Source organism: Streptantibioticus ferralitis (assembly GCF_029223525.1).
GTDB classification, from domain to species: domain Bacteria; phylum Actinomycetota; class Actinomycetes; order Streptomycetales; family Streptomycetaceae; genus Streptantibioticus_A; species Streptantibioticus_A ferralitis.
Genome location: NZ_JARHTQ010000010.1, coordinates 108,858 through 134,036, shown reverse-complemented (window position 1 = coordinate 134,036; position 25,179 = coordinate 108,858). Strand labels below are relative to the sequence as shown.

Here is a 25,179-nt window from a genome sequence, read left to right as displayed (position 1 = left end):
AAGGAGGCGCAGCTGTATGACCGGCCGAAGCCCCAGCCTGGGCCCCGCGTTCCTTCGCGGGATCCCGGCTGCCAAGCAGAAGACCCTGATGGAGTTGAGCCATGAGGTGACCTTCGCCTCTGGCCATCGCATCTTCCACGAGGGCGGCAAGGCCGACCGTTTCTGGGTGTTGCGCTCCGGCAGGGTCGCGCTCGACCTGCACGTGCCCGGGCGTCGGGCAGCCGATGTGGAGCTGTTGGAGTCGGAGGACCTACTGGGCTGGTCCTGGTTGTTCGCGCCGTACGTGTGGCATTTGGGCGCGAGAGCGCTCACCGAGGTACACGCCGATGAGTTCGATGCGGAGGCGGTGCGTGCCCTGTGCGCGGGGGACTCGGAGCTGGGGCAGGCGGTCGCGATGGCCGTGGCGGCTGTCATCGGCCACCGCCTGGTGGCGGCCCGCACCCGGCTTTTGGACCTGTTCGCACCGTACGGCAGCGGCGAGCGCGGATGAGAAGCCGTGCGGGCGCCCGGAGAGTCAACGCACTTGTATCCGACGGCCAGTTCGGCGCCCCGGGACTATGCGCATCCACAGTTCGTCTTCGCCTCCCGGCCAGGGAGCGGTGTGCGCCCGCTCCGTCAGTTGCTGCGCGGTGTCCCGGTCCGCGACCCGGTAGATCCGCCCGACGACGAGCACGCTCCAGCCCTGGCTGAGTGCTTCGTCAATCCGGTCCACCTCGAACGCCACGTCGGTGCCGTCAGCGGTCGCCAGGCTGTGGTCGTACGTGGTGCGGAAGGCGACCGTGTCGTCGGCCATCGTGTAGCTGACCGGCATGATGACCAGCCCGTCGGCGGTGTTCAACGCCACCCTGCCCACACCGTGCGTGGAGAGCCGGTCGCGGCACTCCTGCTGGTCCATCTCCACCAGATCGGGATGGTAGGCCGCCTTGCCCAGGCCGGGCGGCAGGTCGGCATGACTGCCCAGCAGCACGCCCATGCTGGTGTTCAAGGCCGCGGCCAAAGTGAGCAGTCCGCTGACGTCCGGAGTCACCGAGTGTTCCTCCACGTACTGGGTGTATCCGGGTGCCACCCGCGCTCGGGTGTCCAGCTCCTCCCGGGTGAGGCCGAGCTCCGCGCGCCGTTGTTCGACCCGCCGTCCGATGTCACCTCGGTCTGCCAACGGTTCTCGTGTTGGACTCGTCGGGGGCAGCCTCTTGGACACAGCCAACCACCTCCTTCCGCTGTTGGGCCCAGCGGTTCCTCCGCCATGCGCAGCCGTCGTCACGTCCATCGTGGATCAGCCGCCACCCACCCAGCCGCCACCCACCCACCCGCCCGGGTCAGGCGGCCCACGGGCAAGGCCCTTCGTCCCCATGCGAGGCGGGACGATGGATCGGACACTTGGAGTGAGGACATCTGCCCCGGTGAGCGCTCGGGCCCCTGTCCGGCGTCCATGAGAGGAGACGGGGATCATGCGGCATCGAAACGTCAGCGATCTCATGACGACCTCGGTCATCACCGTACGGCGGGACACGACGTTCAAGGAGATCGCCGGACTGCTCGCGGAGCACGACATCACGGCCGTGCCCGTGGTGGACGACAACGACCGCCCGGTGGGCATGGTCTCCGAGGCCGATCTGCTGCGCAAACAGGCCGGGCAGCCCGACCCGGCGGGGCTGCTGTCGGAGGCGTTCGAGCGCTCCGAGCCCGGGACGGATGCGTGGCATGCGGACCTGGCGAAGACTGCTGCCACCTCGGCGGAGTGGCTGATGACCAGCCCCGCGGTGACCGCGCGTCCCGGGTGGACGGTGGTGGAGGCAGCCCGGGTGATGGAGCAGCACAAGGTCAAGCGGCTGCCGGTGGTCAACGAGGCAGGGCAGCTGGTCGGCCTGGTCAGCCGAGGTGACCTGCTGCGTGTCTTCCTACGCCGTGACCGAGCCATCCGGGAAGAGATCATGGACGACGTCCTCGTCGGGACCTTGCGGCTGGCGCCGACCGACGTCACTGTCAACGTCGTCGACGGACAGGTGACCTTGACCGGCGCCGTCGAGCGCCGGAGCCTCATCCCGCTGGTGGCGCGGCTGTGCCGGGGGGTGGACGGCGTCGTCAGCGTCGAGGCACGGCTGGAGTACCAGCTCGACGAGGGGGGAGCCTAGGCCCGCCCCGCGATACCGAGGCAGCGATGAACACACCGTCCGCGGACATCGTCGTGGTGGGATTCGACCGGTCACAGGCCGCGTCACGAGCGCTGGCCTGGGCTGCTGACGAGGCTGCCCGGCGTGAGACGGAGCTGCACATCCTGCACGCCCTGGGCGTCTATCTCCCGGAAACCACTCATCAGGGCGTTCCCGACAAGGACCTGCTGGAGGCCGAGGAGGATTTGGAGCAGGCTGCACGTCGTGCCCAGGAGGGTCGCGACGGTCTGGTGGTGACCTGGGAGGCGGTCTGGGACGAGCCGGTGGCCGCACTGATCCGTATGACCAGGCAGGTCGCGCTGGCCGTGGTGGGCGCTCGGGGGCTGAACCGGTTCTCCGCGGTGCTGCTCGGCTCGGTGAGTCAACGAGTGGCCGCGCACTCGGCCGGACCTGTCGTCGTGGTACGCGGCACGCAGGACAAGGCCAACGTGGCCGTACCGGGTGCGGTCGTACTCGGGGCCGCCCCCGGCGAGTCGCCCGATGCGGTGGAGTTCGCCTTTGCCGAGGCGGCCCGATGGCACGCACCACTGCACGTGGTCCGGGCTTGGATGTACCCGCAGGTACTTCCGGGCTACCTCGCTGTGCCACTGTCAGACGCCGAGGAATACGTCGCCAAGGAACGCGCCGAGCTGGCAGACATGCTGGCCAGCGGTCGCTACGCCTTCCCCGATGTGGACGTGACGGAGGAGATCCGGCCGACCGAGCCGGAGGAAGCACTGATCAACGCCTCCCACACGGCCCGCCTGGTGGTCGTGGGCGCACGACGCCACCGTCCTCCGTTCTCCATGCCACTGGGCAAAGTGGTCCAACGCGTGCTGCACCACGCCGATTGCCCGGTCGCGGTGGTTCCGACCTGACCATGAGTCGGGCAGGTGCCGATCTTTTCGGCTATGTAGCCCAAAGGCGCGGGATGTTGTCGGAGACAGCCACATGGTGCGCGGCTGCGCAGGGCAGCCGGGCGGTGGCGCCGTGGCTGTTCCACCGAGGGGTCACGATGACAACTTCTGGTTTGCGACGGTGGTTGTGCCTTTGACGGCAATCGGATGTGTGGGTTGATGATGTGGACATCGCCCGTTACTCGGCGAGAGCACGAGCGCGCCATGCTTCTTGCGCGTCTTTCCGCCCGTAGCGTGGAACCCATCAAGGCGTTGAGGAGGCGCGTCTGTGCCTGGCAAGAAGCACCTCACAAGGAGCGGGACGCCAGCCGGTGAGCCAGGAGAGCGGCTGGCCCGGCCGGTGTACGAGCGGGAGCTGTCTCGCCTGCAGACGGAGCTCGTCAAGTTGCAGGAATGGGTACGGGTCAACGGGGTCCGGCTCGTCGTTGTCTTCGAAGGGCGTGACGCGGCCGGAAAGGGCGGTGTGATCAAGCGGGTCACCGAGCGGCTGAACCCGCGCGTCACTCGCATCGTGGCGCTGCCCGCACCGACGGAGCGCGAACACGGTCAGTGGTACTTCCAGCGCTACGTCCAACAGCTCCCGACGGCGGGCGAGATCGTGCTGTTCGACCGTAGCTGGTACAACCGCGCAGGTGTCGAGCACGTCATGGGTTTCTGTACCGCTGAGGAGTACGAGCGCTTTCTGTGCCAGTGCCCAATCTTCGAACGGATGCTGGTACAGGATGGCATCTTGCTGCGCAAGTACTGGTTCTCCGTCAGCGACGCCGTACAGGAGCAGCGGCTGCGTAACAGGCTTGAGGATCCTGTCCGCCGGTGGAAGCTCTCCGCGGTGGACCTGGAATCCATCACGCAGTGGGAAGCGTATTCCCGCGCCAAGGACGAGATGTTCGCGCACACGGACATCCCCGAGGCACCCTGGTACGTCGTGGAAAGCGACGACAAACGCAGTGCCCGGATCAACATGATCGCCCATCTGCTGGCATCGGTGCCCTACCGGGAAGTCGAGCCAGAGCCCCTGCGCCTGCCAGCCCGACCACCAGCAACCGGCTATCAGCGGCCACCGCGTGACCAGCAAAAGTACGTACCCGACCATGCTGCCACGCTCATGAACGACAGAAGCGACGCGTAGCGCCCCTTGGCGCCGTCAGCGGTTCCGGTGGCACCGCTGCCGGGGGACTTCCAGTGGTGGGCCAGTGTTCGATCACGCTCTGGATGCACACTCAGAGGGCCGCAGACCCCCATAATGAGGACCAGCCGGGCCGGGCCGGTGACTGACGGCGGCGCCATTGGCGCCTCCTCGATAGTCATCACCCGGCTCAAGTCCCAGAAGATAAGCGGTCGTTCCGAGGTACTGACGTCCTCCATGGCTGCGAGAGGGGCCAGCCCTTGCGGGGCCTTTGCCCCGGATGTTGGACACGGGTTATGCGGCTTGGGCGAGTGTAGTTGATGGTGTGTTGAGTGCGGTCTCGTAGGCGGTGGGGCTGCGTTGTCCGAGGCGGGAATGGCGGCGGACGGTGTTGTAGCGGTGCAGCCGGCGGAAGAGGTCGAGTCGTGCCTCCCACTCGCTGGACCAGCCTTTTCGTCCCTGGAGCGGCTCGCGCTTCATGGTGGCGTTGAAGCTTTCGGCCGCGGCGTTGTCCGCGCTGCTGCCGACCGCGCTCATGGACTGCCGGATGCCGGCTTGTCGGCAGGCGTCGGCGAACGCTCCGGAGGTGTATTGCGAGCCGTGGTCCGTGTGCATGATCGCCCCGTCCAGGCTGCCGCGGGTCCGCTCGGCCGCGTGCGGGGCGTCGATGACCAGGTCGGCGCGCATCTGGTCGGCGACCGCCCAGCCCGCCAGGCGGCGTGAGCACGGGTCGATGACTGTGGCGAGGTAGCAGAACTTCCTGCCGTCGACGGGCAGATAGGTGATGTCGCCGACGTACTTCGTATTCACCGCCTCGGCGGTGAAGTCGCGTCCGATCAGGTCCGGGGCCTTCGCGGCCGTCGGGTCCGCGATGGTGGTGCGGTGCTTGCGGCGGAGCCGCAGGCCGGCGATGCCCGCCGCCTTCATCAGTCGGGCGACTTTCTTGTGGTTGACGCGCTCGCCATCGTCGCGGAGCTCGGCGGTGACTCTGGGGTCGCCGTAGGTGCCGTCCGAGGCGGTGTGGACGGCGCGTATCTTGGCGGTCAGCTTCGCGTCCGCGGCCTGACCGGATCGTTTCGGTCAGCCCGTGCGCTCGTGATGGTCGATGTCTGCAGGTGGTCGAGTGCCGATACGAGACTGCGGCGCCCCACCGGACCTCGGTCCGGTGGGGCGACACCCACGCCGCCGCAGCCCCGGATGACACAGCACAGACACTGCGTGTCAACCTCTCGGGGCACGGCGAATGAGTAGCTGTGAGCGGCTTCCACGCCGACCAAAGGCTTCGATAAGTCCGACCCTCCCGCGTGGCATTCAGCCGTTGAGGCCGGGTTGCGGCGGGAGGACTTGAGGAATGCAGCAAAACCGAAAGCACTCCCTGTGGGCGGTTTCGCCGAGTTCCCCTTCCTCGGATCAACCTACCTGGCCGACGCAGGAGACTCACGAATTGACGGTGAGCTCCCACGACCCATCGAGGGTCATGTTGTCACAGTGGAACTGGTCCCCGAACTGTGCATGCCCCGCCGCGATGCATGCAGTGTCAGTCGGGTAGTACCCCACAACACGGTCTGCCGGCGCCGCCTGCGCCGCCGTCGCAGCGAGCCCGGATAGCGAGGCGACACTCGCCAGAACAACTGCCACCTTTGTGAGTTTGTTACGCATCTCTCTCCCTTGTAAACAGAAACTGCGGGCTGGAATTGCGCGAGCCTCTGGATTGGCGCACATTACGTGGATTCCGGCCTGGCGTGCCCACCTTCTCGCAGTGGCCAAGTCGGCAGCCAATGAGTAATCGCGGCTTGCCCGACCTGAAGCTCAGTCAAGCACTCGGGTGGCGTGCTCTCAACGCGTCGAGCCTCTCGTCACCGTCCTGTTACATGTAACACGAAATTTGTGGCACAACGGTTGCACCAAACCGGCGCCCGCGGTCAGAAGACGCCGGATGCCGGGCGCGGTTCCTGATCCACGGTCAGGACGGGAAGTAGCCAGAGACCTGCGACGCGATCCTCGCCAACGCCGGGATCGAGGCCGTGCTCACCGGCGTCAGAAACCCTCGGACGAACGCGGTGATCGAACGCTGGGTCACAACCTGCAGCCGTGAGCTCCTCGACCGTACGCTGATCTGGAGTCAAGGCCATCTCGTCAACGAACCAAGCGAGTTCGAGAATCACTAGAAGACCCACCGCCCGCACCGCCTCCTCGACCAGGTTTCCCCCTGGGGAGCGTGTCCCACGCCGATCGCCGATCCGGACCGGCTCATCCGACCGGACATACGCCGCAACGACCAGCTCCCGGGCCGTCGGCGGCGGCGACCTCGACGGCGGCAAACTGGTCGTCGTGACTCACCTGTGGTGGAGTGAGGAGGGTCCCGAGGATGACCCGCTGGCCAAGGACCTCAGTGAGCTGCACCGCAACCGGGAGCGCGTGCTCGTGCCGGAGTCCCGAACGATCGTCGCGGGGCACGGGGTGGCCTCCGACGTCCGACCTACTTGCTGGCCTGGGCGGGGATCGCGTGGTCGAGGACAGTCATCAGCAGGACGGCGAGCCCGATCCCCACGGTCACCAACGCGACCACATGGAATCCCGCGTCGGTCGCCGCGGAACCGAAGGCGATGCCGATGAGGCTGGAGGAGAAGATCGCGCCGAAGTAGGCGAACGTGCGGTAGAGGCCCGACGCGACGGCGACGTCGGAGGCGGGGGCCTGGGTGTAGAGGGCTGCCTGGTTGGCGAAGCCGCTGAACCCGTTGGCCAGCCCGAAGAGCAGCGACATGCCGATCAGCAGGAGCACCGGCGAGGTGTGTGTGATGACGAGCATGACGAGGCCGGTGAGCAGCATCGTCACTCCCGTCAGGACCAGCGGCAGCCGTATGCGGCCGCGCGAGGAGACGACCCGGGCGACGACGATGCTGGCGGCCGACAGCGGCAGCATGATCAGGCCGACCTGGGAGGCGGTGTAGTGGGCGGACTGCTCCATCCACTGGCTCGTTCCGTAAAGGGAGGTGTAGATGCCCAGGGAGGCGATCGCCTGACGTAGATAGGTCCGCATCAGTTGCCCGTTGCGCGAGAGCATCCGTACGTCCACCAGCGGCTGCGGCGCGCGGCGCTCCCACCCCACCAGCGCGGCGCCGAGCGCGACCGACACCGCCAGCAGCCACCAGCTGGGCGACCTCAGATGGGACAGGAACACCAGCAGGCTGACGGCCGTACCCGCGAAGAGCGCGACGCCCGGCACGTCCACCGTGGTGAAGAGCGAGGCGCGGCGGCCTGCCGTCGGCCGGTCCCTGGCGACGCCGACGAACGTGAGGACGAGGGTGAAGGCCGCCAGCGGCACGTTGACGAAGAAGATCGCCCGCCAGCCGAAGGTTCCGGCGAGCAGACCGCCGAGCGGAAGGCCGATGACGGTGGTGACCTGGGAGGCGATGGAGAAGTTGCCCAGCATCCTGCTCGGCACGCCGGTCCCCGCCTCGTCCGCCCGCTTGCGGACCAGGGCCATGGCGGTCGGGTACGCAGCGGAGGTGCCGACCCCGATCAGCGCCCGCGACAGCAACAGGAAGCCGAAGGCCGGGGCGGCCGCTCCGACGACACCCGCGACCAGCAGGATGGCCAGCCCGGCGACTAAGACCCGGCGTGCGCCGAAGACCATGGCGAGCTTGCCCATCGTGGGCTGCATCACCGCGCTGCACAGGTAGAGCACGGAGATCAGAGACGCCGTGGTGCCTGGCCCCTTGTGGAAGTCGAGCCCGATCCCGACCAGCCCGGTCGCGATCATCGAGCTGTTGATGGGGTTGAGGGTCGAACCGAACAGCAGGGGCCCGGCGAACCGCAAGCCGAACGGGTTGCGGTCTTGCGCGACGGCTGGAGTGGTGTCGGTGGCCGTCCTCATGACCGGTCGCTCAGGGCGTCCAGGACATTCTGTGTGGTGCCTGTTTCGGCGATACGCGGGAAGATCTCCCGGATGCTGTGCTCGTGCCTGGCGAGGTCGGTGTCGGTCATGGCGTCGATGGGCAGGGTCACGTGGAAGCCCTGTTCGTGGGCGTCCCTCGCTGTCGACTCGACCCCGCTGCTGGTGGCGATGCCGGTGATGACCACCTGGGTCACTTGGTGGTCGCGCAGCCGCTCCGCTAGACCGGTCTGGGTGAAGGCGCTGCGCGAGTACTTGGTGACTACGAGGTCGTCAGGCTGCCGCTCCAGCGCCGGAATCAACTCGGTCCAGCCGTCGGGGAAGTTGAGGGCGACCCGGCCGGCGTCGGTGCGGCCGATGGGGGCGCCGGCCACATTGACGAGTACGACCGGCAGACCGCGGCTTCGGAACGTCTTCAGCAGCGCCGCCGAACGCTCCACGATGTCGTCGACTGGATGCGCGAGGGGGATTCCGACGATGCCGTGCTGGAGGTCGACCACGACGAGGGCGGTCCTGTCGTCAAAGGTGGTGATGGGCATGCCAAATCTCCTTTGCGGTGAAAGGTTTCGAGCGAGATGCGAGCACGGCGGCTCGCTGCCCCCGGTGTCGCGGAGGCAGACAGTAAGGTGACGCCGAGTGGTCAGGGAGACTGAGCCAGCCGCCTCAACAGCTCCGTGGTGGCGGCCAGATGCCTGATCTCCTCGTCCGACAGACCGGCCTCGATGACCTTGGCCAGCCAGTCCTCCCTGGCCCGCCGTCCGGTGCGAAACTGTTCACGGGCAGCCTCGGTCAGGCTCAGCAGCGTCTTGCGTCCGTCCTTTGGGTCAGGGGAGCCGCTGACAAGCCCCTCCTCCTCCAGTGCATAGATGATCTTCGCCATCGACTGCGGCCGCATCCCCTCGGCTCGCGCCAGGGCAGTGGCCGTAGCCGCTCCGTCCCGCTCAAGCCGGAGTAGCACAGACGTCTGCGACTTGGTGAGGTCGCTCCCCTCGGCCTGCTCACGCAACCGACGCATCAGTTGCCCAAGCGCGACCCGAAGCTCCCCCGCCAACCCCGCCACATCCATCCGCTCCTCACTCATACCTCGACCCTAACATCTATCCAGCCAACTGAACAGTTAGCTGTCGAAATTCTCGATCGATGCCCCGACGACTTCCCGCCGGGACCTCCCGGTGCCACGAATGCGAAGGAGGGTCCGGACGGCCCCGAAGGCCCCTTTCACCTGCCTCTACTGTCGGGGTGGCCTTAACGGATACCCCAGCGCGGGCCGAGAGTTGGAGGTGGATGGCAAGGACGCCGAGGGCTTCCTTCTCGGGTGGGTAGATCTCGCGGCAGGCGTCCACCAACTCGTCGCGGGTCATGCCTTCGCTGCCGATGGCCTGGTTGTCTTCGGCGTCCAGCATGGCTTCGAACGCCGGTGTTCGGCCACCGGGAGTTCACTGTGATCCAGTCGGTCGCCGCCGGGTACGCGGGCCGAATCAAGGCCGACGGGTGCCTGGTTTGCACCGGGCGACGGAGACGGCCTCCTCCGCTGTCCCGTGGGACATCAGGACGTCCTGATGGCACGTCAGACTCGTTTTTGTTCACCAAGGGTTGGCAACCCGGCCTGTTTGGAGTGCGCAAAACGCCGCTTTCATCCCGGCATGATCCTCTCCCACACGACCGAGACGGTGCCATTGACAAGGCACTTGTCAGCCTGATTGGAACCTCATGTCAGCGAAGAGACTGCGCGCCTTGGGTGTCGTGGGAGTCGCGGTGGCAGGGCTGCTGCTCGCGCCGCAGGCGCTTGCGCAGAGCCAGGCCGCCGCGCCGCATACCCCCGGAGCTCCGCACTACGACCACGTCTTCACGGTGGTCGAGGAGAACCACGGCTACGGCGACCTGATAGGCAACCCCGCCGCGCCCAACCTCAACGCCCTGGCTCAGACCTACGGCTCGGCGACGAACTACACCGCCATCACGCACCCGAGCGAGCCCAACTACATCGCGATGCTCGGCGGCAGCACCTTCAACGTGAAGGGCTTCGACAACCCCTACTACGTCAACAAGGTCAACGCCCCGAGCCTGATCTCCCAGCTCGACCAGGCCCACGTCGGCTGGAAGGCCTACTTCCAGAACCTCCCGCACGCGGGCTACCAGGGCATCTGTTACCCGGCGAACTGCAACGGCACCCCCGACAAGGACCCGCTGTACGCCGCCAAGCACAACGGCATCGCCAACTTCACCACCTCCTGGAACAAGGCCGACTGGGCCCGCCAGGTGCCGATGGACCAGCTGACGCAGGATCTGCGCAGCGGCCACGTCCCGCAGTTCGGATACGTGGTCCCCAGCGAGTGCCTCGACATGCACGGCGACCCGCCGTACTGCGTCGACTCCGGCACCACCGGCGGCAAGGACCCGCAGGACCAGCGCCTGGTCGCCCAGGGCGACGCGCAGCTGGGCCAGCTCGTCGCCCAGATCACGGGCGCCTCGTTCTGGGCGCACGGCAACAACGCGATCAACGTCGTAGTCGACGAGGGCGACGACAGCGACACCAGCGGTGCGGGCGGTGGTCACACCGTGAACGTGGTCGTCACCAGCCACGGCCCGCGCCACCTCCAGGACCCGACCGCGTACAGCCACTACTCGATGCTGCGTACCCTCCAGGACAACTTCGGCGTCGCCTGCCTGCAGCACTCCTGCGACACGGCTACCCACCCGATGTCGCCGATGTACGCGGTGAGCGGCGAGGGCTCGGCCGCACAAGCCTTCCGTCCCCTGCCGGTCCCGCAGTACGCGACCCCGACGCCGGTGCCGAGCGAGCCGCTGACGACGTCGACGTTCACCGGCAGCCAAGCTGGCTGGACCGTCCAGACCCAGCCCCAGCTCGGGACCTCGGACAACGACTACGGCGCCGTGGCGGTCGTCTCGCCGAAGGACGTGTGGGCGGTCGGCTCCATGCTGCCGGACACGGCGAACAGCAACCAGGACGCGATGCTGTCCCTGGCCGCGCACTACGACGGCACCAAGTGGACCTCGACGCCGATCGGCCACGTGGGGACCAACTTCAACGCCCTCTACGGCGTCGCGGCCGTTCCGGGCCGCGCCTGGGCCGTGGGTGTTGCGATCGACAGCCACTACCAGTCCCACAGCCTGATGCAGGAATGGGACGGACACACCTGGCACCCCGTCGCGCTGCCGAAGATCAACTCCATCCACGACACCCTCTACGCCGCGACAGCGACCTCCGCGAACGACGTGTGGGCAGTCGGCGACCGCGAGAGCGCGAACGGCGTTTTCACCACCCTGGTCGAGCACTTCGACGGCCACCGCTGGTCCGTCGTCCCCACCCCGAACCCGGGAGCGACCGGCAACCACCTGTTCGGTATCACGGCCCGCAGCCCGCACGACATCTGGGCCGTCGGCCAGCGCAACGACGCCACGAACGACGCGCCGCTGGTCGAGCACTTCGACGGCCACCGCTGGACCGCAGTGAACGTCCCCGCAGCCAGCACGACCACCGCCTTCCTCCAGGCCGTCACCGTGACCGCCGACGGCCAGGTCTGGGCGGCCGGGCAGAGCGACGACGCCCAGCACCAGGCCCGCCCGCTCGCGCTCCACCGCGACGCGAACGGGCACTGGACGGCAACGCTGCTCACCAACATCGGCTCCGACTTCAGCAACGTGACCGGTATCGCTGTCTCCCACGGCGTGCCGTGGCTGGTCGGCAGCTACCTCGACACGACCACGCAATTCCAGAAGCCGCTGGTCGCGTCGCTCCAGGGCGGCCGCTGGGAGGCCTCCGACGTGCCCTACCGGGACACCAACGACAGCGTCCTCGGCGGGATCGCCGCCGCCAAGGACGGCCAGCTCTGGACCGTCGGCTACGGACGCACCGACAGCGGGCGCTTCGCGCTCGTCGAGCACCACTCGGGATGAACCTGAAGCCGAACACCGTGAAGTGACCGACCCGGGTTCCTGGAGCCACGGGGAGGGGCGGCGTGCTCGGTCAAGGCATGGCGGTTGTCCAGGACATCGGCATCGCCCGCCTTCGGCCGAGCACGTCTCCTTTCTTGCCCTGAAGGGCTCGCTCTGCTCCTCGCCTACGGCCGCGTGTACCGTCACAACGCGATGGTGGCTCGACCCAACACACTTGGGGCGAGCCACCATCGCCATGGCGCGCAGAGGAGGGTCAAGCCACGTCGGAGCCGACCTCTCCGGACTGAACCAGCTTCACGATGGCAGCCCATCCGGCTGCGCTTACGAGCCAGGCCGGGCCGCCCTTGTCCTTGGAGTCGCGACCTGCCCGCAAGATGCGGTTAGATCGGCGATCTCGATGCAGCTATTGCTTGTGCCGCCGCTGTACGACGACTTGTACCAAGGATCGTCAGGGACCAGCTCAGGGGCTGTGGCGTGAGTGTTAATGGCTCTACAAAGGACGAGTCCACACAACTCACCGGCACCGGGGCGGTGGCCGCGTGCTGACTCATCGTGGCTGACGGGAGATCAGCCGGTGCGGCCTGCGTACCGTTGGACGAGCCCGCGCCGTTCCATCTCCGCCTGCAGCGTGGCCAGCAGCGTCTCCACGGGGGCACCCGGTTGCGGCATGGGGGCGGTGGGTTGCAGGCCCAGGGCGGCCGGAGCGTCGGGCAGTCCGGCGCCGACGCGCTTGGGGTCCGTGCCGGGGACGGGTCGGCAGCTGCCGCGCAGCATCGCGTGCACGTGGTCGACGCGGGCGACGCTGCGGGGCTGCGGCTGGATGCGCAGCGTGTCGTGATGCGCGAGGGTCAGGGCGGCCAGCCCGGTGATGTGAGCGGCGGCGATGGCCGTACCGTCGTACGGGGTGTAGGTGCCGCCCGGGGCGGTGGTGAGCACGGCGACGCCCGGGGCGGTCAGGTCGATCCCGGGGCCCAGCGGGCTGAACAAGGGGGCGTACAGATCCGCCGGGGAGGGCTGCCCGGCCGTGTACGCGGAGTACGGGGTGCCTGGAGGGTAGGTGCCGGTGTGGCCGAGAGCCCCGACGGCGAGGACGCCTGGCAGGCTCGCGGGGAAGGCCACAACGGTGCCGTCGTCCCCGGCAGGGGCGATGCAGACGATCCCCGCGGCCCGGACGTCCTGGATCTTCAACGCCACCAGGTTGGAGGGCCGGGGGCAGATCAGGTTGATCTGGGCGATGTCGACGTCGTGGGTGATGCACCAGTCCAGGGCCTGGAGAAGGTGGCTCACCCGGCCGCCCGGGTGGATTTTGAGGGCGTGTAGCGCCGCCTCGGCGGCGATCCCGGTGATTCCGGTCCGGTTGTCGGCGGCCGCGATGATCCCGGCACAGGCCGTGCCGTGCCCGGTGGCGTCGGCGTCCCACCCGTGCGTGGTGCCCGCGGCGAAGTCGTACCCCGTCCCGACGGCGTCCTTCAGGTCGGGGTGGGCAGCGCTGACGCCGGAGTCCAGCAGGGCGATGGTGATGCCGTGGCCGCGGTAGGTCGGCGGAAGCTGGTGTAGCCGCATGGCCTGATGACCCCAGCCGTGGATGGCCCGCTCCGGGAACCCCTCGAAGGTCTCGCTGAGCGGTCTCAGCTCCACCAGCGTCTCCTGCCCACCCTCCAGCGGGCCCGGATCGTCGATCCGGGCGGGCCAGTACCCGTTCGGCGGCCGCACGTGGAGGGTGCAGATGTCCGAGGGCGTACCCGTGGGCAGCACCAGCGTGGCGCGCCCTTCCGGATCGGTGACGCCATGGACGGGCCAGCCTGCCCCAACCGCCCACACATGCGCACCCGCGACCGAGTCCCCGTTGCGGCCGGTTACCCGTACGGTGAACCGGGCGGGCTCGACCAGCGGCACCGCCAGCGGGGGATCGACCGCGGCCACCGCGGGTGCGACCGGACTGGGGGCGTTGAACGTCAGGGGCTGGTCGGGCTCGACCGCGACCTGGGGGTTCGCGGCCAACGCCGCCGCGCGTTCGCGGGGCATCTGCACGATCGCGATCGGCGGGCAGGCCGGGTGCGGTTCGGCGATCGCGCCAAGCCCGCGGCTGCGGCTGGCCCGGACGTGATCGATCACCTCAACGTTGGGATCTTCGTCCAGCAGGGTGAACAGCGCGCTCGCATCGATCGGCGGCACGCCCACCAGCGGGCTCGGCGAGCGGGGGGCCACCAGGTACCGCCCCACTGTCGCTCCCGGCGTCTCCTCCCGATACGAGTCCGGGGCGGACATCCTCGCCCCGAACCCCTGCTGCTCCGCTCCGCCCGTCTCAGTCATCACTCCACCAGCCTTCACCCGGTCGAATAGCTCATCAGGAATCTGCTCATCAGTGATCGGTTCTTGCCCACGCCGCGACTCCACCCGTACGCGGTAGCCGGACGCGGGCGGAGGGCCGGCTGGCCGGCACTCGGCCCGACCGGCCCCCATACCGGGGGAGCGAGTGGCGCCCCGGTGGCTGCGGTCAGCAGGTCACAGGCCAATGCCTGCCAGGGTCGGCTGCTGCGTGATGCCCTGTTGGAACTGCGGCTGCTGGTAGGGCTGCGGGGTCTGGAACGGCTGGATGCCCTGCATTTGCGGAATCTGCTGAAGCTGCTGGACCTGCTGGACTTGGGCACAGGCAGTGTGGACGATCGGCGCGATCCGACGCGCGGATTCGACCAGCACGTTGGACCAGGCCTGCGGGGTCAGCTGACCCTGCATCTGGATGCTCGTCAGCGCCTGGGGGTCCATACGCATCTGCTCGACCACGGTCGCCACCGCTGAGGCGGCGCAGCGCAGCGCCACCTCGGTGATCAACTGCAGCGGCATCTGGCCCGGCTGCTGCCCCATCTGGGGCCCGATCCCTGGCTGTCCGAACTGCTGCCCGAACTGCTGCCCGAAGGGCTGGGTGTACCCCTGCTGTGCGAACTGCGGCTGACCGTACCCGGGCTGACCGAACGACTGCTGCCCCAACGGCTGGGTATACACGGACATGAACTCCTCCTTGAGTTCTGGGCATGCCGACGGCGGCGGGCCGGAACGCCCGCCCCAGCGCAGCAAAACACAACGGGATTACTCCCGCATTTCGGTCTCTTCGGTCTCATCACGCCAATGGCCGCCGCTCTCTCGAATCCGGCATACGCCAGGTGCAGCTTTCGCCCCCGCAGCGCCGACTCGCCCAAGCCATAAAGAACGCCCGAGAGATGGCCCTGCTCCCTACGCCGGTCGATAGCTATACGCTCCAGAGACCGTTCAGCCTCCGGCGACCCCACCGGGCCGACGGAGGCTGATGCATAGGTCTCAGCAGTCGCGCAGCTGCGGCGACTGGTTGAGCAACTGGGCGCGCGGGGAGGTGAACGCTTCGTACGCCTCCTGCTCAGCGCCTGGGCGGAAGACGGCGACGCGGTGGCAGTTCTGGAAGGCCAACCGCACCCCGAAGTGCCGCTCCAGACTGCCGCGGATGGCATCGCTGGCCAGGGCGCGCAGCAGCTGGCCGCGTTCGGCTTCCGAGGGCGGCGGCGTGGGGTTGTCCGCGAACGGGGCAGACCCGCGCCCCAGTTCACCTGCCAGGCCGGAGATCATCTGGTACGCGTACGGCAGGGAGGTGCGGACGGTGTCGACGAAGGCGGCTTCGTCGACCTCACCCCGTTCCGCCTGGGCGAGCAGTGCGGGGGATACGTCGAGCGACATGCGATTCCTATCGTGTTCGGTTGCTTGTTGTGGGTGGTTCAGTGGGCTGCGGTCTGAGTCCGCAGGGCGTCCGGGCCGTGGACGAAGTCGGGGTCGATCTGGGCGGCCAGGTCCTCGCCGGTGGCGTTGTTCGCCCAGGCCGCGGCGTTCTTGCGGTGGAAGGCGACGGCGTGCGCCTGGAAGGTGGCCCAGTCCTTCGGTCGGGCGTCGACGGCCGCGTGCAGTCGCTCCAACGCGGCTCGGTTGGCCGATTCCAGCTCGGACAGCGTGCCGTGGCGGCCCTGTTCCTGGGCGCGTACGTACGGGGAGTGCTCCAGGCACGCCAGCAGGTCGTCGCCGACGTGGTCCTGGAGGAAGGCAACGTCGTCGGGGCCGGTGACCTTGTTGCCTACGACGGCGAGCGCGATGCCGTACTCGGCGGCGTAGTCACGGTACTGGCGGTAGACGGAGACACCCTTTCGGGTGGGCTCGGCCACAATGAACGTCAGGTCGAACCGGGTGAACAACCCGGAGGCGAACGAGTCCGCACCCGCGGTCATGTCGACCACGACGTACTCGCCGTCCAGGTCGACCAGGTGGTTCAGATACAGCTCCACCGCCCCGACCTTGGAGTGGTAGCAGGCCACCCCGAGGTCCTCTTCCGTGAACGCACCTGCTGCCAGCAGCTTCACCCCGGCGACCTCGTGCGCCAAGTCGCCGTGGATCGGATCGTCCCCGGCGACCCGCAGCAGCCGGGAGCCCCGTCCGGGCGGCGTCGTCTTGACCATGGAGGCGGCCGAGCCGATCAGTGGGTTGCTCCCGCGCAGGTACTCCTTTGTCTCGGCCAGTCGGCCACCCATGGCAGGCAGCCGCGCCGCCTCGTCCTCGCTCAGTCCCAGCGCCACCCCCAGGTGCTGGTTGATGTCGGCGTCGATGGCGACCACGGTGCTGCTGGAGGCCGCCAGATGGCGGGCGAAGAGCGCTGACAGGGTGGTCTTGCCGCTGCCGCCCTTGCCCACGAAGGCAATCTTCATGTGCCTGAAACCTTAATCGATTATGAAAACCGTTTCCGAAGCAGCCTCGGATGCGACCCAGGGTGATGTCAAGTACCGCTTGATCCGGGGCGGTTGAGATCCCCGGCATCGCACGCGCCGCCGTCTCCCTGGCTGTCATACCGGCGCTGTCCACCGCCCAGCGGTGTGCCGGATGCGAACTCGGCCCCGTTGGCCGTCGCGGACTTCGCCTCTGCTGTACCCGTACCTGTCCGGTGCCCTGTTCGCCGGACCCCTGGCCAACGCCGTGTTGGGCTGCGTGCGGGCCGACCGATCGCCGCCCTGGCCGTCGCCGTTGTCGCAGTCAGGGAAAGCCCGCGGCGCACTCGGGCAAGTCCGGAACCGGCCCGCCGTCGGAGGCCAGGCATTTGCCTTGGCTGCATTGGCTCTACCGGTCGTGGCTCATCGTTGTGTCCGGCGCGCGGGCGGCGCTCGCTCGCTGGCCAGCCTTGCCCGCGCCCTTCGGCTTGGCGGTGGCCCCTCACCGGGGTGCTCGGCTCGCCGCCAGTAGCGGCGAGATGACCCCGCCGCCTTCCTCCTTCACCCTCCGCTGGCCTCCGCGCGTGGACGGGCAAACGTCATGGCCGCTCCAAGCGCAAGGCGTAGTCTCCGCCATTCTGCTTATTGAAAAGCGTTATCGTTTTACTCTAGGATGTCGGCGCCAGCGTCCGGCGCACCCGGCTGAAGTCATGAGGTGCGTCAGCGCTGTCGGCCCCTGCCACCTGCCCGCTTCGAGTGAGGACACTGTGAGCGCACATCAGATATCCCGCAGGTCCATGCTGCGCACCATCGGCACGGCAGCCGGAGTGGTGATCGGCGGTGGTCTGCTGGCGGCGTGCAGCGGCGCGACGGCCCGTTCGCCGCTCGGCGCCAATACGGCATCGGCATCGGTCCCGCCGAGTCGCGGGGGCAGACTCCGTGCAGCCTTCGCCGGTTCCAGCGGCGAGTCGACCAACGTGCTCCAGGCGACCGGGAGCGCCATCGACTACGTCAGGGCGAGGCTGATCTGGGACACCATCGGCGAGATCGACGGCAGCTCCACCACGTGGCGGCTCGCCGAGTCCGTCGAGCCCAACGCGGATGCCACCCGCTGGACCGTCCGGGTGCGCGACGGCGTGACCTTCAGCAACGGCCGTCAACTCACCGCCCAGGACGTGCTGTTCAGCCTTCGTGCGCTCGCCTCCAACCCCACCACCCAGAGCGGGGTGCTGGGCGGCCTCGACCCGGCGAAGTCGACGGTGCGTGACGCGCACACCCTGGAGCTGCAACTCAAGGGACCTGACGGCTTCTTCGACCTCGTGCTCGCCCAGTCGATGTTCGTCTTCCCCGACGGCACCAAGGACTTCGCGCATGCCCCGGGCTCCGGCCCGTTCGTCCTCAAGAGCTGGACCGGTGGCAGCAGCAGCCTGCTCGTCGCCCGCAAGGACTACTGGGGATCGGCGAAGGGCGGTCCCTACCTGGACGAGATCGAGTTGTACTCGGTCTCCGACGCCGGTGCCCGCCTCAACGGAGTGAAGGCAGGCCAGTTCGACTACGCGGGCGGGCTCACCCTCGCCACCGCCCGCGCCGAGGAGAAGAACCCGGCCCTGCGGATCCTGACCGCACCCAAGGAACTGTGGAGCGACCTGTCCTTCACCATGAACCTCGGCATGGCGCCGTTCAGCAAGCCCGAGGCCGTACAGGCGTTGCGCCTCGCTATCGACCGGGACGCGATGGTGCGTAGCGTCACCCTCGGCTACGGCGAGGTCGCCGATGACGCGCTCGGCCGCCACCAGACCTGGTACGACACATCGTTGCCGCCCCGCGCCCACGATGCCGAGCAGGCCCGCAAGTTGCTGTCCTCGGCCGGGCTGGGCGGAACCAACTTCTCCGTGCGTACCAGCGACTACGAGTACGGGACGCTTGAGAGCGCCACCGCGTTCGTCCAACAGGCCCACGCGGCAGGCATGTCGGTGGCGGTGGACAAGATCCCGGCCGCGGACTACTACACCGACATCAAGACCCTGCTCCGCACGCCGCTTCAGACAAACCTCTACCACGCCCAGCCACTGCCGCTGCAACTCTCGCTGTACTACGGCTCCAAGGCCTCCTACCCGTTCACCGGACCGTCCAACGCCACCCTGGACGGCCTGCTGACCGCCATGCACGCCGCCGTCGGGGACACCAAGCGCGCCAGCGCGGTGCATGATGTCCAGCACTACCTGTACGACCACGGTGGGGACGCGGTGTTCGCCCGGATTCCCCCGATCGCGGCCTCCACGCCCGCTGTCCACGGCATCCAGCCGCATGGAGTCTTCGACTACCCGTGTCTGCGCGACGCCTTCCTCAGCTCGTGAGACTCGCCCGGACCGCACGGTGGCTTCGTCGGCTGGGCGCCGCGGCGGGCACCTTGCTGGCCGCATCGGTGCTGGTGTTCGCAGCGACCACGCTGGCGCCCGGCGACGCGGCGGCCGCCCGCCTAGGTGGGCGGGCCGGGCCGCAGCAGATCGCCCAACTGCGCCACAGCCTCGGCCTGGACCAGCCCGCGTGGGTCCGCTACGGCCACTGGCTGTGGCACGCCCTCCACGGTGACCTCGGCACGTCCTACGCCAGCGGGCGCCCGGTGTCCGCGCTGATCGCCGAGCGGGCCGGGAACTCCCTGCTGCTCGGGGCCACCGCGGCGGCGCTGCTGGTGCCGCTCGCTATCGGCCTCGGCCTGTGGGCGGGGATGCGGGCCGGCCGGGCCGCGGACCGGCTGGTGTCGACCGCGACGCTCGCCCTGGTCAGCATGCCCGAGTTCGTCATCGGCACTCTGCTGGTGCTGCTCTTCGCCGTCGGGCTGGGCTGGCTGCCCTCGGTGTCCGTGCCCTCGGCCGGGCACAGCGTGCTGACGCAGCCGCAGATCCTGGTGCTTCCGGTGCTCACGCTGCTCTCGGTGAGCCTGGCCCAGAACGTCCGGCTGGTGCGCGCCGGAGTGATCGCGGCCAATGCCTCGGACGCGGCGCGCACGGCCCGGCTCGGCGGCGTGCCGGAGCATCGTGTCGTGCTGCGCTGGGTGCTCCCGGCGGCCGTGGTTCCGGCGGTGCCGGTGCTGGCCCGCTATCTCGCCTACCTGCTCGGCGGAACCCTGGTCGCCGAGACGCTGTTCGGTTACCCCGGGCTGGCCGCGGCCCTGGTGGACGCCACGGCCGCGCGTGACGTGCCCGTGGTACAGGGCGTGACCCTGCTGGTCGCCGCTGTGACGGTCACCCTCAACCTGCTGGCGGACCTGCTCGCCGCCGCACTCAACCCGGCGGCGAGGAGCCTGAGTTGACCATGGACAAGGCCACCCCTGCCCGCGGACGCGGTCGGTTGCGGGCTGTCGTGGCCGCAGTCGTGCTGGTGGCAGCCGTGCTGCTCGCCCTGCTTGGGCCGCTGCTCGCGCCGCATGGGACGGGCGAGGTGCTGGACATGCCGTACGCTCCGGCAGGCGGATCGACGCCGCTGGGCACCGACCACTTGGGCGCCGACGTGCTCAGCCGGTTCCTTGCCGGCGGTCGGTCGCTGGTGCTGCTCTCGCTGGCGGCGCTCGCCGCCGCGTACGTCCTGGGCGCGTCGGCGGGGATGCTGGCGGCGCTGCGCGGCGGCCGGATCGATCCCGTGGTGCTGCGCGCGGCCGACGTGTTGTTGAGCCTGCCCGCGTTCCTGCTGCTCAGCCTCACCGTGGTTGCGCTGGGCCGTGGGGTGGCCGGGGTCGGAGCCGCCACCGCCGTCGTCCTGCTGCCGGAGATCGTCCGGGTGGTACGAGCCACCACCTTGCAGGCCCTGCAGCATGACTACGTGGAGGCCGCAGTCGCGCGCGGTGAGCGCACAGCGTACGTCCTGCTGCGTGAGGTGCTGCCCAATCTCGCGCCGGTGCTCGCGGCCGACGCCGCCGTGCGGTTCGTGGGAGCGGTGTTCGTCGTCTCAACGGCTGGATTCCTCGGTTACGGGGCTCAACCACCGGCTGCCGACTGGGGGTTGATGGTCCTGGAGAACCGTGACGGGCTGTCGCTGCAACCCCTGGCGGTGGCCGTGCCCGCCGTCGGCATCCTCGTGCTGCTGCTGGCCGCCAACCTGTTGGTGGACGCGGTCTTCCCCGCCGCTCGCCGGCCACGGACCCGACGGCGGCCGGTGGTCGTGGCGGCGGATGCTGTCGCAGATGCCCCGGTCCTGCGGCTGCGCGGCCTGACGGTGGGGGCAGACGGGCCGTCCGGGACGCGTTCCGTCGTCGAAAGCGTCGACCTCGAACTCGCCCCGGGCCGAGTCCTCGCGCTGGTCGGGCCGTCGGGGAGCGGGAAGACCACGCTGGCGCTGGCCGCCCTCGGAGAACTGCGCCCGGGACTGGCGTTGCGGCAAGGCGAGGTGCATCTGGCCGGGCTTCCGGTTCTCGGCTTGACCGAGCGGGCGCTTCGGCGGCTGCGCAGCCGCCACGCCGGTTACGTCCCGCAGGATCCGCGCACCTCGCTCGCTCCCACGATGCGGGTGGCCGAACACATCGGGGAGTTCCTGAGAGCCCGCTCGGTGCCCCGCGCGCAACGGCCCGAGCGGATCCGGTCCGCATTGCGGGCGGTCCGACTCCCGTGCGACGACGCCTTTCTGCGTCGTTTCCCGCACCAGCTCTCCGGCGGCCAGCGCCAGCGGGTCGCGCTGGCCGCGGCGCTCGCTCATAGGCCTGACCTGCTGGTGCTCGACGAACCCACCAGCGCCCTGGACCCGGCCACCGCGGCGGCGCTGCTCGCCGACATCAAACGGCTGCGCGAGGACGGGGGCCCGGCCATCCTGCTGGTCGCGCATGACCTGGCCCAGGTCGCCTCGGCGGCCGACGAGGTGGCCGTCCTCGACGCGGGGCGCCTGGTGGAGCGCGGTCCGGTGGCGGAGGTACTCGCCCGCCCCGCGAGCGCCACCGCCCGTCGGCTGGTCGACGCTGCCCGGATGACCGCATTGCCCGGGCCGCGCGAGGTGGCGAACCACGCAGACACGCCCGCCCTGGTCCTGCGCGGACTGGAGGCCCGGCGCGGTGCCCGGCGCGTGCTGACCGCCATCGACCTGTCCGTCGATCCCGGCGGTTGCCTCAGCGTGGTCGGCCCCTCGGGCGGCGGCAAGACCACCTTGTTGCGGTGCCTCACCGGTCTGCACCCCGACTGGTCGGGCGACCTGCGCCTGGCCGGTGCCGAGGTGCCGCACGGACTGCGCGGACGGTCCCGCGATCGGCTGCGGATGCTGCAACTCGTTCCGCAGGACCCGCACGACTCGCTCAACCCGCGCCACACCGTCGGCCGGATCATCGCTCGCCCGCTCGGTCAGTATCGTCCCGAGCTGGATGCGGAAGCGCTGCGGCGGGAGGTTCACCGGCTACTGGAGCAGGTCGGGCTGGCGGCCGAACACGCCGACCGCCGCCCGGAGCACCTGTCGGGCGGGCAGCGCCAACGAGTGGCATTGGCAAGGGCGTTGGCGGTGGAACCCGCGGTGCTGCTGTGCGACGAGGTGACCAGCGCCCTCGACGCGCCGACCGCCGACACCGTGATCGCCCTGCTGGCTGGACTGCGGCGCGAACTGGGCGTCGCCCTGGTCGTTGTCACCCACGACCTCACCGTGCCCGCGCGGCTCGGCGGACAGCTCGCGGTGCTCGCCGACGGACGGATCAGGGAGAGCGGCCCGACCGACCGGATGCTCAGCGCACCGACCGATCCGGTGACCGCCGAACTCCTGGCGGCCGTACCGTCCTTGCCGATGGCACGACCCGCGCCGGCAGGAATCACCAAACAACCCTGACATTGAGGACACCCCGCCATGACCGCGGAACGCTGGCTGCGCCGCCCCCACCCCCTTCCGAACGCCGCACTACGACTGGTCTGCCTGCCGCACGCGGGCGGCTCGACCGGTCTTTACCGGGAGTGGGCCGCTTTGCTCCCGCCCCGGGTGGAGCTTCTGCTCGCCTGCCCGCCGGGCCGCGAGGACCGCCTCGACGACCCCATTCCGGCGGATCTACCCGGGCTGGTCTCCGGCCTCGCGACCGCGGTGGCACCGCTACTGGACCGGCCATGGGCTGTCTTCGGACACAGCATGGGCGCGGCAGTCGGCCATGAACTCGTGTTGCATCTCCTCCGTCAGGGCCACCCTGCGCCGGTCCACCTGTTCGTCTCGGCCCGTGAGGCACCTCAGCACCATCGCGGTGGTACCACTCATCTGCTCGACGACAACGCCCTGTGTGCCGAACTCGCCCGCCTCGGCGGCACCGACGCCGCCCTGCTGGCCATGCCCGAACTCCGCCAACTGGTCCTGCCGGCCATCCGCGGCGACTACCGGCTGATCGAGAACTACCGTCCCCAGCTGGAAGGCCTCCTGCCGTGCCCCGTGACGGCGCTCATCGGGGCGGACGACACGGAACTCACCGCCGAGGAAGCCGACGGCTGGCGGGACTGGACCTCGGCACCCTTCGAGCTGCTGACCTTCTCGGGCGGCCACTTCTACCTTTCGGAACGCCCCCGCGAGGTGATTGCCACCATCCGGCGGCAACTCGCTGGAAATGCCACCGCAGCGCCCTGACCCTTGCCGATGAGGTCTGCCACCCCCACTGGTGGCAGACCTCTGGCAGACCTCGATCTCTGGTCAGCCGCTGCTCGAAGCCGTTTGGGTGGCTTCGAAGTTGTCCTTCTCACGGACCAGCACCAGGCTGGCGACCGCCGCCAGTAGACCCGCGATACCGGCGATGAGGAAGATCGTCGACAGCGCCCCGGTATACGCGGAACGGGCCAGGTCGAGTACCTGACCGCGGGCTGCCTCCGGGACGGCGGCGCCCAGCGCGTCGAATTGGCCGGCGGTGACGAGCTGGCGCAGCTGAGCGGCGTGACCACGGGGCAGAGGGAACCGGCTGAGCGTAGCGGCGTTCATGGTGGTGTCGACCTTGTTGGTCAGCACTATGCCGAAGGCGGCGACGCCGGTCGCGGTGCCGAGGGGGAAGAAACTGTTGGCCGCACCTGATGCGGTTCCCGCCCGCGAGGCGGGCACCACGCCCACGGCCAGCGCGAGTAGGTGAGGGAGCGTCAGGCCAGCTCCGGCACCCAGGAGGACCAGCATGGGCAGGACGGCCGTCCAGCTGTCGTGTGGGCCGATCCCCACAGCCAGGAACATGCCCACCCCGACCACGGCCGAGCCCAGCGCCAGCACCTTGGAGACCGACATCACCTTGGTCAGCAGGCTGCTCACCGGCGCCGCTATCACCAGCGCCACGGACTGCGCGAGCAGGACGAGGCCGACCTGGAAGGGGGAGAGCCTCAGCATGCCGCCGAGCCAGAGCGTCAGAAACGGCAGCAGCCCGAAGCTGAAGACCCGGGCGGCGAAGCTCAGCAGGACCGCACCACTGAAGCTGGGGATGGCGAACAGCCGCAGATCCAGCATGGCGGTCGGGCCGAGCCGCCACTGCACGGCGGCGAACGCCACGGCCAGGATCCCGCCCCCGATGAGTGCCGTGAGCACGTCGGGCGTCGTCCAGCCCTTCTCCGATCCAGCCAGCAAACCGTAGTTGAGGGCGAACAGCGCCAGTACGGCCAGCACCGCTCCGGCATAGTCGACGTTCGCGGGGGCGTCGGTGGCGACGCTCTCGGGTACCTTCCGCGCGGTGGCGGCCAGGATGAGCAGCCCGATCGGCACATTGACCGCGAACAGGAAGGGCCAGCTGAGCCACTCCACGATCGAGCCGCCGACCAGGGGACCGAGTGCCGCCGAGACCGCACCGCCCGCAGTGAACAGCCCGATGGCAGTGGTGCGGGAACGCGCCGGAGCACCCTCGAACGCGCCGGCGATCAGGGCGAGCGCAGTGCCGAACGCCATCGCGCCCCCGACGCCTTGCGCTGCCCGTGCCGCGATGAGGACCGCCGTGTTCGGGGCCAGCGCGCACACGGCCGAGGCGGCGGTGAAGACGGCGACGCCTGCGAGGAAGACCCTTCGGCGGCCGATCCGGTCGGACACCGAGCCCGCCGTGAGCAGCAGGGCGGCGAAGGACAGCGTGTAGGCGTTGACGATCCACTGGAGGCTGTCCAGTGAGGCGTCCAGATCCGCACCGATGCGCGGCAGTGCCACGTTGACCACGGTGATGTCCAAGGTCATCATCGCCGCCGCGAGTGAGGTCACGGCTGTTGTCCAGCGTCTGCTGCTCCGGACCTCGGGCGGGCCCCCCGCCTCGATCGGGACCGCTTCCGTAGTGCTCATGGTCGCCCTCTCTGCATGGCGTCGCGCATCGACGTGTTCGGGGTCTCAAGTTGCCGCCTCGACAGCTCCTTTGCGTGTGAGTCGAACGTTCACTCTTCAAGGGCTTGCCTACCGGAGCGGCTTAACGCATATGATAATCACTTCCAAGTAGAGAAGTGGCCGTAATAGTCGAACCCGGGAGCGAGAACCGGGCGCACGTCCACATCACGGGAGGGGGCCCACATGTCGC

General features: G+C 69.1%; 19 protein-coding genes and 1 pseudogene. 10 read left to right on the top strand and 10 right to left on the bottom strand.

What is annotated here, in order from left to right:
* The first annotated feature begins 16 nt into the window (after window positions 1–16).
* Window positions 17–490 carry a cyclic nucleotide-binding domain-containing protein gene (locus P2L57_RS17700; RefSeq protein WP_275815516.1) on the top strand — a complete coding sequence of 158 codons (474 nt, stop codon included), beginning with the start codon at window positions 17–19 and terminating at the stop codon, window positions 488–490.
* A gap of 24 nt (window positions 491–514) precedes the next feature.
* Here the strand turns inward: P2L57_RS17700 and P2L57_RS17695 are convergent, their stop codons facing one another.
* On the bottom strand, window positions 515–1,156 hold the full coding sequence (locus P2L57_RS17695; protein ID WP_275815514.1) for a helix-turn-helix domain-containing protein: 642 nt from the start codon (window positions 1,154–1,156) through the stop codon (window positions 515–517).
* A 292-nt stretch (window positions 1,157–1,448) separates the two neighbouring features.
* On the opposite strand from P2L57_RS17695, the gene P2L57_RS17690 reads away from it, so the two are divergent.
* From P2L57_RS17690 to ppk2, 3 genes are all read left to right on the top strand, one after another.
* Complete coding sequence (locus P2L57_RS17690; RefSeq protein ID WP_275815512.1) at window positions 1,449–2,132, top strand: CBS domain-containing protein; 684 nt, start codon at window positions 1,449–1,451, stop codon at window positions 2,130–2,132.
* Window positions 2,133–2,158: 26 nt separating this feature from the next.
* Window positions 2,159–3,028 (top strand): universal stress protein, encoded by an 870-nt coding sequence (locus P2L57_RS17685; RefSeq protein WP_275815510.1) that lies wholly within the window; start codon window positions 2,159–2,161, stop codon window positions 3,026–3,028.
* 367 nt (window positions 3,029–3,395) lie between these two features.
* Complete coding sequence (gene ppk2, locus P2L57_RS17680; protein WP_303656415.1) at window positions 3,396–4,196, top strand: polyphosphate kinase 2; 801 nt, start codon at window positions 3,396–3,398, stop codon at window positions 4,194–4,196.
* 291 nt (window positions 4,197–4,487) lie between these two features.
* On the opposite strand, the pseudogene P2L57_RS17675 reads toward ppk2, so the two are convergent.
* From P2L57_RS17675 to P2L57_RS17660, 4 genes and pseudogenes are all read right to left on the bottom strand, one after another.
* Window positions 4,488–5,273, bottom strand: a pseudogene (locus P2L57_RS17675) (IS3 family transposase); the annotation flags it as partial.
* 1,399 nt (window positions 5,274–6,672) lie between these two features.
* Window positions 6,673–8,070 carry an MFS transporter gene (locus P2L57_RS17670; RefSeq protein WP_275815506.1) on the bottom strand — a complete coding sequence of 466 codons (1,398 nt, stop codon included), beginning with the start codon at window positions 8,068–8,070 and terminating at the stop codon, window positions 6,673–6,675.
* Complete coding sequence (locus tag P2L57_RS17665; protein WP_275815504.1) at window positions 8,067–8,627, bottom strand: cysteine hydrolase family protein; 561 nt, start codon at window positions 8,625–8,627, stop codon at window positions 8,067–8,069. The genes P2L57_RS17670 and P2L57_RS17665 overlap by 4 nt, the downstream gene beginning before the upstream one ends.
* Window positions 8,628–8,728: 101 nt before the next feature.
* Window positions 8,729–9,169 carry a MarR family winged helix-turn-helix transcriptional regulator gene (locus P2L57_RS17660; RefSeq protein ID WP_275815502.1) on the bottom strand — a complete coding sequence of 147 codons (441 nt, stop codon included), beginning with the start codon at window positions 9,167–9,169 and terminating at the stop codon, window positions 8,729–8,731.
* Window positions 9,170–9,798: 629 nt separating this feature from the next.
* Between P2L57_RS17660 and P2L57_RS17655 the strand changes: the two genes are divergently transcribed.
* Entirely contained in the window at window positions 9,799–12,006 is a 2,208-nt protein-coding gene (locus P2L57_RS17655) for an alkaline phosphatase family protein (RefSeq protein ID WP_275815500.1), read from the top strand.
* A gap of 567 nt (window positions 12,007–12,573) precedes the next feature.
* Here the strand turns inward: P2L57_RS17655 and P2L57_RS17645 are convergent.
* Entirely contained in the window at window positions 12,574–14,319 is a 1,746-nt protein-coding gene (locus P2L57_RS17645) for a S8 family serine peptidase (RefSeq protein ID WP_275815498.1), read from the bottom strand.
* Window positions 14,320–14,511: 192 nt separating this feature from the next.
* On the bottom strand, window positions 14,512–15,015 hold the full coding sequence (locus P2L57_RS17640) for a hypothetical protein (RefSeq protein WP_275815496.1): 504 nt from the start codon (window positions 15,013–15,015) through the stop codon (window positions 14,512–14,514).
* Window positions 15,016–15,038: 23 nt separating this feature from the next.
* Here P2L57_RS17640 and P2L57_RS40760 point away from each other — a divergent pair, with 23 nt between their 5' ends.
* The gene (locus P2L57_RS40760) at window positions 15,039–15,311 is read left to right on the top strand and encodes a hypothetical protein (RefSeq protein WP_372515737.1); all 273 of its coding nucleotides are present in this window, start codon (window positions 15,039–15,041) and stop codon (window positions 15,309–15,311) included.
* 10 nt (window positions 15,312–15,321) lie between these two features.
* On the opposite strand, the gene P2L57_RS17635 is transcribed toward P2L57_RS40760, so the two are convergent.
* Window positions 15,322–15,711 carry an SCO5389 family protein gene (locus tag P2L57_RS17635; protein ID WP_275815494.1) on the bottom strand — a complete coding sequence of 130 codons (390 nt, stop codon included), beginning with the start codon at window positions 15,709–15,711 and terminating at the stop codon, window positions 15,322–15,324.
* A gap of 38 nt (window positions 15,712–15,749) precedes the next feature.
* Complete coding sequence (locus P2L57_RS17630) at window positions 15,750–16,724, bottom strand: ATP-binding protein (RefSeq protein WP_275815492.1); 975 nt, start codon at window positions 16,722–16,724, stop codon at window positions 15,750–15,752.
* A gap of 764 nt (window positions 16,725–17,488) precedes the next feature.
* Here P2L57_RS17630 and P2L57_RS17625 point away from each other — a divergent pair.
* From P2L57_RS17625 to P2L57_RS17610, 4 genes are read left to right on the top strand one after another with little or no spacing between them, the layout of a single operon-like run.
* A complete protein-coding gene (locus P2L57_RS17625) occupies window positions 17,489–19,078 on the top strand; it encodes an ABC transporter substrate-binding protein (RefSeq protein WP_275815490.1) in 1,590 nt (529 codons plus the stop codon).
* Complete coding sequence (locus tag P2L57_RS17620) at window positions 19,075–20,034, top strand: ABC transporter permease (protein WP_275815488.1); 960 nt, start codon at window positions 19,075–19,077, stop codon at window positions 20,032–20,034. Before P2L57_RS17625 ends, P2L57_RS17620 begins: the two co-directional genes overlap by 4 nt.
* 2 nt (window positions 20,035–20,036) lie before the next feature.
* The gene (locus P2L57_RS17615) at window positions 20,037–22,514 is read left to right on the top strand and encodes an ABC transporter ATP-binding protein/permease (protein WP_275815761.1); all 2,478 of its coding nucleotides are present in this window, start codon (window positions 20,037–20,039) and stop codon (window positions 22,512–22,514) included.
* A gap of 18 nt (window positions 22,515–22,532) precedes the next feature.
* The gene (locus tag P2L57_RS17610) at window positions 22,533–23,288 is read left to right on the top strand and encodes a thioesterase II family protein (RefSeq protein WP_275815486.1); all 756 of its coding nucleotides are present in this window, start codon (window positions 22,533–22,535) and stop codon (window positions 23,286–23,288) included.
* Window positions 23,289–23,351: 63 nt separating this feature from the next.
* Here P2L57_RS17610 and P2L57_RS17605 read toward each other — a convergent pair whose 3' ends face one another.
* Window positions 23,352–24,950, bottom strand: a complete 1,599-nt coding sequence (locus P2L57_RS17605) for an MFS transporter (RefSeq protein WP_275815484.1) — start codon at window positions 24,948–24,950, stop codon at window positions 23,352–23,354.
* Window positions 24,951–25,179: the final 229 nt, after the last annotated feature.